At 57.2% G+C, this 13,141-nt stretch carries 18 protein-coding genes and 1 riboswitch; of the genes, 8 read left to right on the top strand and 10 right to left on the bottom strand.

The annotated features are described in order from the left end of the window. Window positions 1-4 precede the first annotated feature (4 nt). Both ampC and QHL1GM_RS14040 read left to right on the top strand, forming a co-directional pair. Window positions 5-1,177, top strand: a complete 1,173-nt coding sequence (gene ampC, locus QHL1GM_RS14045; RefSeq protein ID WP_071695019.1) for a class C beta-lactamase — start codon at window positions 5-7, stop codon at window positions 1,175-1,177. A gap of 158 nt (window positions 1,178-1,335) precedes the next feature. Continuing rightward, window positions 1,336-2,001, top strand: coding sequence for a cupin domain-containing protein (locus QHL1GM_RS14040; protein WP_071695018.1), 666 nt, complete (start codon window positions 1,336-1,338; stop codon window positions 1,999-2,001). Here the strand turns inward: QHL1GM_RS14040 and QHL1GM_RS14035 are convergent. Continuing rightward, window positions 1,998-2,366, bottom strand: a complete 369-nt coding sequence (locus QHL1GM_RS14035) for a DUF6164 family protein (RefSeq protein ID WP_071695017.1) — start codon at window positions 2,364-2,366, stop codon at window positions 1,998-2,000. The genes QHL1GM_RS14040 and QHL1GM_RS14035 overlap by 4 nt on opposite strands. Window positions 2,367-2,375: 9 nt before the next feature. Continuing rightward, complete coding sequence (gene gloA, locus QHL1GM_RS14030) at window positions 2,376-2,912, bottom strand: lactoylglutathione lyase (RefSeq protein ID WP_071695016.1); 537 nt, start codon at window positions 2,910-2,912, stop codon at window positions 2,376-2,378. Between the two features lie 245 nt (window positions 2,913-3,157). Here gloA and QHL1GM_RS14025 point away from each other — a divergent pair, with 245 nt between their 5' ends. The 6 genes from QHL1GM_RS14025 (at window position 3,158) to QHL1GM_RS14000 (ending at window position 7,356) form a co-directional block, all read left to right on the top strand. Next, a complete protein-coding gene (locus QHL1GM_RS14025) occupies window positions 3,158-3,502 on the top strand; it encodes a hypothetical protein (RefSeq protein WP_071695015.1) in 345 nt (114 codons plus the stop codon). A 54-nt stretch (window positions 3,503-3,556) separates the two neighbouring features. Beyond that, a riboswitch (TPP riboswitch) is annotated at window positions 3,557-3,655 on the top strand. Window positions 3,656-3,678: 23 nt separating this feature from the next. Next, on the top strand, window positions 3,679-4,488 hold the full coding sequence (gene thiM / locus QHL1GM_RS14020; protein WP_071695014.1) for a hydroxyethylthiazole kinase: 810 nt from the start codon (window positions 3,679-3,681) through the stop codon (window positions 4,486-4,488). After that, window positions 4,478-5,110: a thiamine phosphate synthase gene (gene thiE, locus QHL1GM_RS14015; protein WP_071695013.1), complete on the top strand. Its 633-nt coding sequence runs from the start codon at window positions 4,478-4,480 to the stop codon at window positions 5,108-5,110. Before thiM ends, thiE begins: the two co-directional genes overlap by 11 nt. Further along, window positions 5,107-6,027 carry a LysR family transcriptional regulator gene (locus QHL1GM_RS14010; protein WP_071695012.1) on the top strand — a complete coding sequence of 307 codons (921 nt, stop codon included), beginning with the start codon at window positions 5,107-5,109 and terminating at the stop codon, window positions 6,025-6,027. The genes thiE and QHL1GM_RS14010 overlap by 4 nt, the downstream gene beginning before the upstream one ends. 78 nt (window positions 6,028-6,105) lie before the next feature. Further along, window positions 6,106-6,519, top strand: coding sequence for a DoxX family protein (locus QHL1GM_RS14005; RefSeq protein WP_254795318.1), 414 nt, complete (start codon window positions 6,106-6,108; stop codon window positions 6,517-6,519). 99 nt (window positions 6,520-6,618) lie between these two features. After that, window positions 6,619-7,356 carry a class III extradiol ring-cleavage dioxygenase gene (locus QHL1GM_RS14000; RefSeq protein WP_071695010.1) on the top strand — a complete coding sequence of 246 codons (738 nt, stop codon included), beginning with the start codon at window positions 6,619-6,621 and terminating at the stop codon, window positions 7,354-7,356. Here the strand turns inward: QHL1GM_RS14000 and QHL1GM_RS13995 are convergent. The 8 genes from QHL1GM_RS13995 to rpmJ all read right to left on the bottom strand — a co-directional run bounded on the left by QHL1GM_RS13995 (window position 7,353) and on the right by rpmJ (window position 13,129). After that, a complete protein-coding gene (locus QHL1GM_RS13995) occupies window positions 7,353-8,228 on the bottom strand; it encodes a DMT family transporter (protein WP_254795317.1) in 876 nt (291 codons plus the stop codon). The two genes, QHL1GM_RS14000 and QHL1GM_RS13995, sit on opposite strands and share 4 nt — an antisense overlap. A gap of 90 nt (window positions 8,229-8,318) precedes the next feature. Continuing rightward, window positions 8,319-9,707, bottom strand: a complete 1,389-nt coding sequence (locus tag QHL1GM_RS13990; protein ID WP_071695008.1) for a D-alanyl-D-alanine carboxypeptidase — start codon at window positions 9,705-9,707, stop codon at window positions 8,319-8,321. Between the two features lie 249 nt (window positions 9,708-9,956). Continuing rightward, complete coding sequence (rplQ, locus tag QHL1GM_RS13985) at window positions 9,957-10,343, bottom strand: 50S ribosomal protein L17 (RefSeq protein ID WP_071695007.1); 387 nt, start codon at window positions 10,341-10,343, stop codon at window positions 9,957-9,959. Window positions 10,344-10,382: 39 nt separating this feature from the next. Then, window positions 10,383-11,378, bottom strand: coding sequence for a DNA-directed RNA polymerase subunit alpha (gene rpoA / locus QHL1GM_RS13980; RefSeq protein ID WP_064235085.1), 996 nt, complete (start codon window positions 11,376-11,378; stop codon window positions 10,383-10,385). A gap of 98 nt (window positions 11,379-11,476) precedes the next feature. Further along, the gene (gene rpsD, locus QHL1GM_RS13975) at window positions 11,477-12,097 is read right to left on the bottom strand and encodes a 30S ribosomal protein S4 (RefSeq protein ID WP_008959152.1); all 621 of its coding nucleotides are present in this window, start codon (window positions 12,095-12,097) and stop codon (window positions 11,477-11,479) included. A 12-nt stretch (window positions 12,098-12,109) separates the two neighbouring features. Further along, a complete protein-coding gene (gene rpsK, locus QHL1GM_RS13970; protein ID WP_007111985.1) occupies window positions 12,110-12,496 on the bottom strand; it encodes a 30S ribosomal protein S11 in 387 nt (128 codons plus the stop codon). A gap of 39 nt (window positions 12,497-12,535) precedes the next feature. Beyond that, the gene (rpsM, locus tag QHL1GM_RS13965; protein WP_007111986.1) at window positions 12,536-12,892 is read right to left on the bottom strand and encodes a 30S ribosomal protein S13; all 357 of its coding nucleotides are present in this window, start codon (window positions 12,890-12,892) and stop codon (window positions 12,536-12,538) included. Window positions 12,893-13,015: 123 nt separating this feature from the next. After that, complete coding sequence (rpmJ, locus tag QHL1GM_RS13960; protein ID WP_008959154.1) at window positions 13,016-13,129, bottom strand: 50S ribosomal protein L36; 114 nt, start codon at window positions 13,127-13,129, stop codon at window positions 13,016-13,018. Between the last annotated feature and the right edge of the window lie 12 nt (window positions 13,130-13,141).

Below are 13,141 nucleotides of genomic sequence, written 5' to 3'. Positions count from 1 at the left end.
CGGTATGCGTAAGATGTTAGCAGCAAACTCTGGCCTTATCATGACAGTTTCTCTCCTTATGGGCGGTTCTGCCTGGGCATCCGATGCGCCTGAAAGCGCAGATATTGAGGCGCTGGTGAACGACACTGTCGTGCCTTTGATGGCCGAGCATCGTATTCCAGGCATGGCGGTCGCGCTTAGCATCAATGGCCAGCAGCACTACTTTAATTATGGCATCGCCAATCAAGAGGCGGGGATTCCGGTCACCGATGAGACGCTGTTCGAGCTAGGTTCCGTCAGTAAGATCTTCACCGCTACGCTGGCAGCCTATGCCCAGGCTAGCGGCGCGCTCGCGTTTTCCGATCCGGCCAGCTGCTACCTGCCTGAACTTGAAGGCAGCGTCTTCGATGAGATTACGCTGCTGGAACTGGGCACCTACACGGCGGGTGAGCTTCCACTGCAGTTCCCAGAAGACGTTCAAAGCGAAGAGGCGATGATCGACTACTATCGTCAGTGGCAGCCTGAATCCGCCCCTGGCAGCCACCGGCTCTACTCCAACCCAAGCCTGGGTCTGTTCGGTTATCTCGCCGCACAAAGCCTTGGCCAGCCCTTCGAGATGGCGATGCAGGAGGCGTTGTTCGCCCCGCTAGGGCTTGAGCATAGCTACTTTCAGGTGCCTGAAGCGCAGCAGGCGCACTATGCCTACGGTTACTCTAAAGAGGATGAGCCCATTCGGGTGAACCCAGGCATGCTGGATGCCCAGGCCTACGGATTGAAATCGACTGCCGCAGACGTGCTAACGTTAGTGGAAGCCAATATGAGTAGCGCTGGGCTGAATGAGCCGCTAAGCCAAGCCTTGGCCGCTACGCGCACGGGATACTTTGAAGTCGGCAATATGACCCAAGGGCTGGGCTGGGAAAGCTACGCCTACCCGGTGGCGCTCGATCAATTGCTGGCAGGCAACTCGCTTGAGATGATTTTGGAGCCCAACCCCGCCAACCGCTTAACCCCACCGCTAGCCCCCAGGCAGGAAGCGCTTTACAACAAAACCGGCGCTACCAACGGCTTTGGCGGCTACGTGGCTTTTGTGCCCAGCGAGCAGATTGGTATTGTGCTGCTGGCAAACCGCAACTACCCCAATCAGGCGCGCATCGAAGCTGCACACCATATCCTTACCGCGTTGACTGAAGCGCCCTAAGCGGTGGCATTAGTTATAGCACTGAGCGTAGGATCGGAATCAGCCCGCAAAGGGCTATTCCGCTCCCCGAGACACACCAAAAGTTGCATTCTGCGCTGTCGATAAGGACACTATTACCCCTTCCCGTTACTTACCTTCACTGCGAAGAGCCCTTTCCCATGCGTCTAAACGCCGATTTTAGCCACTTTGCCTGTGTTACCCCGGAAGAGTATCAGTGGGTCGACTCCCCCAGTGCGGGGGTAGAGCGCATGATGTTTGACCGGATTGGTGATGAAGTTGCCCGCGCCACCAGCCTTGTCCGCTACGCCCCCAATACGCAGTTTGAGCGGCATACCCACGGCGGCGGCGAAGAGATTCTGGTGCTGGAAGGCGTGTTCGCCGATGAGCATGGGCGCTACGCGGCGGGCAGCTATTTAAGAAACCCCATCGGCACCGGCCATACGCCGCAGATTGGCGAGGAAGGCGCGCTGATCTTTGTCAAACTGCACCAGTTCGATCCTAACGACACGCTACAGCTGGCCGTGCCTGCCCACCGGCTCCCCTGGCAGCCAGACCGGCGCCCGCGCATCGCCTATAAGATGCTGCACACCTACAAGCAGGAGCGCACCAGCCTGGAACGTTGGTCGGCAGGCACCTCTATCACGTACCCCACGCTGCTGGGCGGTCTGGAGTTTTTGATTCTGGAAGGCTCTTTGAGCGATAGCGAGCAGAGTTACACGGCGGGCACCTGGTGCCGCTACCCAAGCGGTGCGGCGCCGGCATTAACCGCCGGTGAGGATGGCGTCATGATGTACCTCAAGCGTGGCCACCTGCCCGCGGCTTAGGCGCGCGACAGGCCCAGGAACGGCAGTAGCGTAAGGGCAGCAATAAGCGCCACGGCTAACAGCACCAGCACCACCTGCAGCGGATGAGCGGCCAAGCGACGCCATAGCGTCTCCGCATCTCCCCGCTCAACCGCCGCCTGGTGCTCGCGCTGGGCACGCTCAAGCCGCTCCGCCTGATAGGCCTCTAACGCCGCGATGGCAGCGTCATGCTGATGCGGGTTGCGCAGCCAAATCGCATCGACCCCCAGGCGGAAAAAGCCCGCCTGGGTTTCATAGGTATCAAAGCCATGGGCGGCCAGCAGGTCACGCACTTCCATGGCCTCTTCGTCGGTAACGTGGCGCAATCGGAACAGTAGTTCAGCCATTGGCGTGCCTCAAGAGTCGCTCTTCCCCACCATCAGGTCTGCCTGAATCACTTCGATCCAGTAGCCGTCCGGGTCTTTAACGAAGATAACATCTTTCATCTTGCCCTGATCGGCGCGCTTGACGAAGGTGACGTCGTGCTCGTCGAACCACGCCTGGGCCGCTGCCAGATCCGGCACGTTAAAACAGATATGCCCAAAGCCCTGGGGCTCGGCATTGCCATCGTGATAGGCGAAATCTTCCTGATTCTCAGTCCCCCAGTTGTGGGTCAGCTCCAGCAGTCCTTTCTGGCTAAACGTCCAGGCGGTACGCGCTTGCGCATCTTCCGGAACGCTGTCGCTGGGTTCCAGGTTGGCCAGGAAGTAGAGCGAGAACTGCATCTCTTCGAAATCCAGCCGCCGCATCACCTGCATACCAAACACTTTTGAGTAGAACGCCAGCGCCCGCTCGGGGTCTTTCACCCGCAGCATAGTGTGATTTAAACGAAACCCTTGGGTCTGAGGTGGTGTGGCCACGACGCCGGGATGCTGCTCGCCTTGAAAACTCATTTCGCTCTCCTCTCGCTAATACTGTTCATTGATTCTATTGAGCCTCACATACCGCTTACCATGGGGGCTTTATTGCCAGAATGCTAGCCCTTACAAGCACGTAGGCAGTGCCGTATGGGGGCACCAATAAGCGCACTGGCAATACTAAACAAAAACCCTACACTTATTATTCATAAGCTTTACAAAAAGTAGTTCCCGCAACATGAGTGATGCCCCACATTTGAGGCGTCCACCAGGAGTTTTCCATGAGTGCGATAGATATGACGCTGGGTGACCAGCTGACCCTGAAACAGCTTGCCAATGCGCTTCACAACGGTTTTTCGCCGATTGTTGAAGTTGAGTCGATGGATGGGATCTACAAAGTGCGTTTTCACCACGCTAATGGCGTTTCGGACCTGAGCGATAACAAGGGCCACGTCAGCACTTTTCTGGGCACGGGTGAAATCCGCGACACGCTTGGTCAGTTGGGCTTGACCCACGGCGTGCTGACCTTTGCCGACCAGTGCGGTGACGAGATGATTGGAGTCGAAGGTAAAGCGATGACACCTGATGAAATGCTTACCTACGGTACACGCATTTCGTTTCGTTAGATTGCCATCGTCCGCATCCGGGGCTTTACAGAGCTACTTCAGGCAAGGATAGTAATCCCTCGACAGGGGCGCCCTCCGTTAAGGGTGGGCTGAGAAGCACCCTTTGAACCTGAACCGGATAACACCGGCGTAGGGAGTCGTGGTAACGCTTACCACCTCCCTGCCGGGAGGATGCTATGACCCTACGCCCGCTTGGCGATTACCTTGAGACGTTGCGCGCAGCCACACCGCTGGTTCACTGTATGACCAACTATGTGGCTATGAATAGCACTGCCAACCTGCTGTTAGCCACCGGCGCGTCGCCCGCCATGCTGCATGCGCCTGAAGAGGTAGCTGAGTTCACGGCTATTTCCGCGGGGCTCTCGATTAATATCGGCACGATCTCCTCCCACTGGGCCGATGCCATGCTGACCGCCACTGCGACCGCCCAGCAGCATGACATTCCCTGGGTATTAGATCCCGTCGCCGTTGGCGCCACGCGCTATCGCCAAACGCTGTGCGCAAAACTACTGGCCGCGAAACCCAGCGTGATTCGTGGCAATGCGTCTGAAATTCTTGCCCTTAACGGCTTAGCCAGCCAAGGGCGCGGCGTGGATTCCACAGCCGCCACCGGCCAAGCGGTCGACGCAGCGATAGCACTGGCGCAAAAACACGGCTGTATTGTCGCGATGACCGGCGAAAGCGACTGGGTGACGGACGGCACACAGCACTACCGCATTAACGGAGGCCACCCTTTGATGCCCCGAGTGACAACGCTAGGCTGTGGGCTGAGCGCCCTAGTAGCGGGATTTGTAGCTGCCAATCGCGACTCCCCACTGGGTGCAACAACGGCCGCGCTGGCCTGCTTTTCCGTCTCAGGAGAGCGTGCAGGCCACAACGCCCAGGGGCCTGGTAGTTTTCAAGTGGCAATGCTGGACGCCCTGTACCAACTCACTCCTGACGACCTCACCACTCATGCCCAGCTGGAGGCAATTCATGCCGCTTGATCTATCGCTCTATTTGGTCACCGATGCCACACTCTGCCGAGACCATGGCCTGGAACAAACGGTTGAAGCAGCGGTAAGAGGCGGTGTCACCATCGTACAGTTGCGCGACAAGCATGCCAGCGATGAACAGATGATTGCCCAAGCCAAACGGTTAAAAGTGCTTCTGGCGGGCACCGGTGTACCGCTGATCATTAACGACCGATTACAGGTGGCACTGGAAAGCCAGGCAGATGGCCTGCATGTCGGCCAGAGCGACGCCGCCGTTCAGGAAGCGCGTCGGTTGTTAGGTGAGCAGGCGATTATCGGTCTGTCGATCAATACTATCGCCCAGCTGCAAGCCACCCCGTTTGAGCTGCTTGATTATGTGGGGATTGGCCCGGTGTTTGCCACCGAGAGCAAACAGGATCACGCCCAGCCCATCGGCTTTGGCGGCTTGGCTTCGCTGGTCAAGGCATGTCCACTGCCCAGCGTGGCCATCGGTGGACTGAAAGCCAGCCATGCGATTAGCGTGCAGCGGGCGGGAGCGAACGGTTTAGCGGTAATATCTGCCATTTGTGGTCAGCCAGATCCTTATCAGGCAGCGCGCGCTTTTCAGGTCTTCCAAGCCGCTTCGGTGTCATGAATCAGTTAGAGCATATCGTCGCTTTTGTGCGGGTAGCCGAGCTGGGTAGCTATACCCGCGCCGCCGAAGCACTGGATATTTCCCGCACTCGCGTATCCCGCCAGGTCATGGCACTGGAAGAGGCATTGGGCGCGCGACTGATACAGCGCACCACGCGACGGCTACATCTCACTGAGGCCGGAGAGCGCTACCTGATCCGCGCCCAAGGGGTACTGCAAGCGCTTGAAGAAGCCGCCGCCGAGGTGGGCCAAGGTACCAGCGATGTGCGCGGGCGGCTGCGTGTTAATGGGCCGATGAGTTTTGGTACCCGCTACCTAGCGCCACTCGTCGCCCAATTTATGCACACCCACCCGGCGCTTGAAGTACGCCTGGATTTGAATGACCGCCGCGTCGACCTGCTGGAAGAGGGTTACGATATAGCGATCCGTATCGGCAGCTTGCCCGACTCCAGCTTGGTGGCGCGCCGCCTGACCCGTTGCCGCCTGCTGTTTTGTGCCTCGCCAGCGTATCTTGCCGCCCACGGTGAACCCAGCAGCGTTAAAGCCCTTGCCGAGCACCGTTGCCTGCGCTACCGCAGCGGCCAACAGAGCGCTGACTGGAAGATTGCCACGCAGTCATTGACGGTCAATGGCCCACTGGAAAGCAATAACGGCGATGTACTCACCCACGCCGCAGAAGCGGGCCTCGGCATCGCTCAGCAACCCAGTTTTCTGGTCACAGAGAGTATCGCCAACGGGCGTTTAGTGCCCATCTTGACCAGTGAGCCAGCGGTGCGGCTCGATGTTCATGCCCTCTACCCCGCCCGGCGCCACCTGCCCGCCAAGGTGGAGCGCTTCATCGACCTGCTCACCGAGGCGTGGGGCGATCCGCCGGTTTGGGAGCAGCAAATTGGATTGTCGCCTATTACGCAACAGTGATGTGCAAAATCCACTGATTATCTCATTCTGACCCAGCTGTAAAGTAGCTTTATCAACCACTCGATGGAAGCTACTACGATGACAACGCATACTCACTCCACCCCTTCTCTACAGCCCCATGCCATCTCGCTACTGCGCGTTGCACTGGGTGTGATGGCTCTTGCCCACGGTTTGCTCAAGGTGTTTGTGTTTACCTTGCCGGGCACCGTCGGCTATTTTGAATCACTGGGTTTACCAGGGTTTCTGGCCTACTTGACCATTGCTGCCGAAGTCGGCGGTGGCGCCGCCCTGATTCTGGGTGTTTATACCCGCTGGGTGAGCCTGGCACTGGTGCCGGTACTGCTTGGTGCTGCTTGGGTGCATCTTGGCAACGGTTGGATGTTCTCAAATACCGGCGGCGGTTGGGAGTTCCCGGTGTTCTGGACGCTGGCGTTAATCGTGCAAGCGGGGCTGGGCAGCGGCCGCTGGGTGTTAAGCAACCGTTTCGCCTAACACTATCATCTAGGACTATCACCTAGCACTATCACCTAACCCCATTGCCAGCGCTTGCTTCACCGCCAGCGCTGGCAACGCTGCAGAGGAGAGTCACTCATGTTACCTAGCCTATTTATCTCCCATGGTTCGCCCATGCTGGCGCTCAATAAAACCCCGGCTCACGCCTTTCTACGCGAACTGGGCAGAAAGCTTTCTCCCAAGGCGGTGGTCGTGGTCTCAGCGCACTGGGAGAGCCTGACACTCAAGGTCAGCACCAGCGCCAAGCCGGAGACCATTCACGACTTTGGCGGCTTCCCACAGGCGCTTTTCGAGTGCCAGTACCCCGCCCCTGGCGAGCCTGAACTGGCCGAACGGCTGGCTGTATTACTGGGCGCCGAGGGGGTAGAGCGCGGCCTGGATCATGGCGCCTGGGTGCCCCTTTCGTTGATGTTTCCTGACGCCAATGTGCCGGTTGTTTCACTGTCGCTTCCGGTGCGCTGGAGCAATGCAGAGCTAGTCACACTGGGCGAGCACCTGTCGGCACTGCGACAAGAAGGGGTTTTGGTTATCGGCTCTGGCAGCCTGACCCATAACCTGTATGAAATTATGCCCCAGGAGAGCCCTATGCCAGCCTGGGTAGAAGAATTTGCCACTTGGGTGAGCGTCCGCCTAAGCGCCAATGACCGCGAGGCGCTGCTTAGCTGGGAGAACGCACCCTACGCGCGGGAGAACCACCCGACCCTTGAACACTTCCAGCCGTTGCTGGTGGCCATGGGGGCAGGAGGCGACGCAAAACAGGTGCACCACAGCGTGGAGCACGGCGTGCTCGCGATGGATGTTTACCAGTTCTGCTAGGCAGTAGGTCGACGTTTCAGGGTAGTGCGGCGGTCGTGATACGCCACCGCTAACCCGCTGCCCATTATCAGGGCGCTGCCTACCCAGACCCAGAGATCGGGCATTTCGCCCCAGAACCACCAGCCCAGCAGTACCGCCCAGAGCATGGCAGTGTAGTCAAACGGCGCGGCGATGGCCGCAGGCGCAAACCGAAAGGCCAAGGTTATAAAAGCCGTGGCCGCGACGCCCAAGATTCCCGAGGCGAAAAACCCTACCCAGTGCCACGGCTGGGGAGTTTGCCATACCCATGGCAGGGTTAAACCCGTCACTATGAGTGGCACAAACGTCATATAAAACAGCATCGCCCACAGGTGTTCGCGGGCGCCATAGCGGCGTGCGGTAATCATCATCAGGGCATAAAATAGCGCCGCGCCCACCAATACCAGCGCGCCCACCTGAAACGCCTCGCCGTTGGGCCGCACCACGATCAGTACCCCTACAAAACCCATCAGGGATGCGATCAGCACCGGTGGATCAATCCGCTCACCCAGCAGTGGCACCGAAAGCAGGGTCACAAACAGCGGCGCCACAAAGGCAATCGCCGTGGCTTCTGCCAGGGGTAGCAACGTCAATCCCCATACAAAGCAGACCATGGTGGCGGTATAGATCAGCCCGCGCAGCAAATGGACGCCCGGCCGTTTTGTGCGCAGCTTGCGCAAGCCACCGGCAAAATGGGCTAACAGCGCAATCATAGGTAGCGATACCAAGGCACGGAAGAAAATAATCTGCAACGGTGAGTGCACTTCACCTAACCACTTGGAAACGGCGTCGCCTAGGGCAAGGAAAAGAACACCCAAACACATGCAGAGTATGCCTTTTAGCGAGGTTGTCACCGCGTTCTCCCGGTTAAGTGGTCCATATAAAGTGCCAAAAAAGAAAAACCCCGCCAATTAGCCATTGGCGGGGTGATGAAGACCCACACCTTATAAGCTGGCGTTGACGACCATGCAGTCCATACCCTGGGAGTGCAGCTCACGGCACGCTTGACGAGCGCGCTGCTCATCCAGCGCCATTAGCCGGGCGCGATAAACCGGGTTTTGCCCCTCTACTGTGTCTACCGCCACACGGCCACCTAAACTCTCGGCGATGCGCTGCGCCGCCTGCTGCGCCAACTGCCGCGCTTGGGCTTCACGGCTGAAAGCGCCCACCTGAACTCCCCAACCGCCGCCCGTTTCATTCACGGAGGCCATCTTGCGTTCACGCTCAATGAACGCTTGCAGTGGGTCGGCCTGCGGCGCTTCGCTCGCGGGAGTAGGGCGCTGGATGGGGACTATATCGGCTAGCTGCTCTTCAAGATCCACAACCGGCGCTGAAGGGATAGAGTTTGCCGATGGTGACAACGTTGTGGTTTCGACCACCGCCAGGAGAGGTTGCTGTGGTGCAGGCTGCTGTGGCGGAATCGGCTGAGCTGGCGGAGCAAAGGCCATAAATTCCCGCGAGAAACTGGTATCGCTCATCCAGCTTTGCTGGTCGCGAAGCGACGCACGTAGGAAGCTACGGTCTAGTAGGTTAGCCATATGGGTATCCCGGGACTGGGATGAGAAGCCGCCCATGACGACCCCGACCAACCGCCGATTACCGCGCATCGCGGTAGTGGCTACGTTAAAGCCAGAGGCACGAATAAAACCGGTTTTTAGGCCGTCAGCGCCCGGGTAGTCGCGCACCAACCGATTGTGACTGGTATGCCGGGTACCGCGGTAGCTAAACTCTTGCAGGCCGAAGTAGTGGTAGTACTGAGGGAAATCCTGCATCACACGAACCGAGAGCGTTAGCATATCCCGCGCGGTGGTAATTTGACCGTCATCCGGTAAGCCAGAGGCATTGCGAAAGGTAGTGGCATGCATACCCAGTTCGCGCGCCTTGGTGGTCATCATCTGCGCGAAATGCGCTTCGCTGCCACCCAGCGCTTCGGCGACCACAGCGGCAACATCATTGGCAGACCGAACAGATAGGGCGCGAATAGCAGTATCCACGGGGATAGTGCTACCCGCAGGCAGCCACAGCTTTACGGCAGGCTTGGCGGCCGCATTATGAGAGACGGGCAAAGGCTGATTTAAACGCAGGCTCCCTTCCTCTAACGCTTCAAAGGTGAGATAGAGCGTCATCATTTTGGTGAGTGACGCAGGGTAGCGCTGATCGTCAATGTTCTCGGCGTAGAGCACTTCGCCATTGTCCAGGTCCACTACTATACCCGCGTAGCGTGGGTTGTCGGCCTGAACGCTGGTGACCACGGACAGCGTAAGCAGTAGTGCCACACCCACTGCCCATAACGCCGACGCTCCTTCGGCGATCTGTTTTACCCTCGCATACATACCTGCCCCTTGCTTGTTATCAATGCGCTAGTACCGATCCACTTTTAACTACCATGCCACACTCAAGGTACAACGCAAGGCTTTCCCCCTGGCGGCATGGCAACGCTCACTACGTTTAATAATTAGCCGAGTATAGGTTATTACCACGCAGTTAAGCGTAGAAAAAGAGAAGATAAATGAGTGCATAAAAAAACCGACCCCCTAAGAGGTCGGTTTTCATTCGCTACCAAAGAGGCTTAGCGCAGAGGATTACTCTTCTGCAGCAGCTTCTTCAACAACCGGACGGTCAACTAGCTCAACGAACGCCATAGGCGCGTTGTCGCCGGTGCGGAAACCGCACTTGAGAATACGGACGGAACCGCCCGGACGCTCGGCATAACGCGGACCTAATTCGTTGAACAGCTTGCCGACGGCTTCTTTAGAGCGCGTGCGGGCAAACGCCAAACGACGGTTTGCAACGCTATCCTGCTTAGACAAGGTGATCAGCGGCTCGATAACGCGACGCAGCTCCTTGGCTTTCGGCAGGGTTGTCTTAATGACTTCATGTTCGACCAGCGAGACAGACATGTTCTTGAACATGGCCTGACGATGCGAGCTGGTGCGATTCAGATGACGACCACTCTTACGATGACGCATGGTTGTAATTCCTTACCAAACTGGGACTCAAGTCGACGCTCACGCGGAGGCCTTGTCGTCCTTCAGGCTTGCCGGTGGCCAATTTTCCAACCGCATGCCAAGGGACAAGCCACGAGCTGCCAATACATCTTTGATTTCATTCAAAGACTTTTTACCGAGATTCGGTGTCTTCAACAGCTCCACTTCTGTGCGCTGGATAAGATCACCGATGTAATAAATATTCTCGGCTTTTAGGCAGTTCGCGCTACGAACGGTCAACTCAAGATCGTCTACGGGGCGCAATAGAATTGGATCAACATGATCCTCTTCCTCTTCGACTTCCTGTTCTTTATCAGCTTCCAGGTCGACGAAGGCGGCCAGCTGCTCTTGCAGGATGGTCGCACTGCGACGGATAGCCTCTTCCGGATCCAGGGTACCGTCGGTTTCCAGATCGATAATTAGCTTATCGAGATCGGTGCGCTGCTCAACACGAGCAGCCTCAACCGAGTAGGAAACACGGCGGACAGGGCTGAAGGTGGCATCCAGCTGCAGGCGGCCAATGGCACGTGTCTCTTCATCAGAGCCGCGCGCGTCAGCCGGCTCGTAGCCACGACCCAGCGCTACCTTAAGCTGAATTTTCAGCTCGGCACCTTCATTGACATGAGCAATGACGTGGTCCGGGTTGACGATTTCGACGCTATGATCAAGCGCAATGTCGCCAGCGGTGACGACGGCTGGGCCCTGCTTGTTCAGCGTGAGCACCGCCTCATCGCGGCTGTGCATCTTGATCGCAACATCTTTCAAGTTCAGGAGGATTTCAATGACATCTTCCTGCACCCCTTCGAGCGCACTGTATTCATGCTCAACACCAGCAATTTCAGCCTCTACCACGGCACAGCCGGGCATAGACGAAAGCAGAATGCGGCGCAGTGCATTCCCCAGGGTGTGACCAAAGCCACGCTCGAACGGTTCGAGCACGATTTTGGCGTGATGTGCGCTGATTTCTTCGACCTTGATGTCGCGAGGACGGAGAAACTCTGTCACTGAACGCTGCATATGAACACCTTTCAGGCTGCCAAACGGATACTTGGTACTCGGTAGGATCTGGTGCGGGTGTTAAACCGGCACCAGATCGACAAGAAACAGAAAACTGCTTACTTGGAGTACAGCTCGACGATCAGGTTTTCGTTGATGTCGGCAGACAGGTCACCGCGTTCAGGCAGAGCCTTGAAAGTGCCTTCCATCTTCTTGGCGTCGATTTCGATCCAAGCGATATCGCCACGGTTGGCCGCAATGGACAACGCGCTTTGGATACGTGCTTGGTTTTTCGCCTTTTCGCGAATGGAAACAACGTCACCCGGCTTCACTTGATAGGAAGCTACGTTAACGGTGCGGCCGTTCACGGAAATCGCCTTGTGGCTGACCAGCTGACGCGCTTCAGAGCGAGTCGAGCCGAAGCCCATGCGGTAGACGACGTTATCCAGTCGGGATTCGAGCAACTGCAACAATACTTCACCAGTCGCGCCTTTCAGGCGAGCGGCTTCTTTGTAGTAGTTACGGAACTGTTTTTCGAGTACGCCGTACATGCGACGTACTTTTTGCTTCTCGCGAAGCTGCAAGCCGTAGTCTGAAAGACGTTGACGACGCTGGCCGTGTACACCCGGGATCTGCTCGGATTTACACTTTTTCTCGAAGGGAGTCACACCACTCTTTAAAAAGAGGTCTGTGCCTTCACGACGAGACAATTTGCACTTCGGTCCAATATAACGGGCCATGAATCTGTCTCCTTAAACGCGGCGTTTCTTCGGCGGACGGCAGCCATTGTGGGGAATGGGCGTCGCGTCTACGATGCTTTGCACGCGGAAGCCGGCGGCATTCAGTGCGCGCACGGCTGATTCACGACCGGGTCCTGGACCTTTAACCAGTACGTCTACGTTCTTCACACCATACTCGGCTGCAGCAGTTGCTGCACGTTCGCTTGCCACTTGAGCAGCGAACGGGGTGCTCTTGCGAGAACCACGAAAACCCGAACCACCGGCAGTCGCCCATGAAAGAGCGTTGCCCTGGCGGTCTGTGATCGTCACGATCGTGTTGTTAAAAGAGGCATGGATATGCGCAATCGCATCCACTACCTGCTTTTTAACCTTTTTACGGTTACTACGCGGGTTAGCCATGTTGATGTCTATTCCTGTCTTTACGCCAGAACGTGCGTGTTATTTGCGGATCGGCTTACGCGGGCCCTTACGGGTGCGCGCGTTAGTCTTAGTCCGCTGACCACGCAGCGGAAGACTACGACGATGACGCAGACCACGGTAGCAGCCTAAGTCCATGAGACGCTTAATGTTAAGCGTGACATCACGACGAAGGTCGCCTTCTACGGTGTACTTGCCAACTTCAGAACGCAGGGTGTCGACTTCTTCAGAAGACAGGTCCTGGATCTTGGCATTCATGGCAATACCGGCAGCAGCACAGATGTGCTCAGCACGGGTACGGCCAATCCCGAAGATATAGGTCAGCGAGATCGCCGCATGCTTGTTGTCCGGGATATTGACGCCTGCAATACGGGCCATCAGCTTACTCCGAAATTTGAGCGGCTTGCTCGTTTATTCATCTACAAAAGGCGCAACAGCATACCCCTTTAGTTGCCCTAAGGCAAGGGGTATGCTGGCACCCGCTTAATACAACCCAGGCTATTAACCCTGGCGTTGTTTGTGCCGTGGCTCGCTGCAAATGACGCGGACAGCGCCATTGCGACGAATGATCTTGCAGTTACGGCACATTTTCTTTACGGAAGCTCGAACTTTCATCGATCTTTCTCC

Origin of the sequence: Halomonas sp. QHL1 (assembly GCF_001882345.1) — a bacterium.
Lineage (GTDB): Bacteria > Pseudomonadota > Gammaproteobacteria > Pseudomonadales > Halomonadaceae > Vreelandella.
The sequence above is the reverse complement of the archived record's forward strand: the minus strand, read 5'-3'. Positions and strand labels throughout refer to the sequence as shown.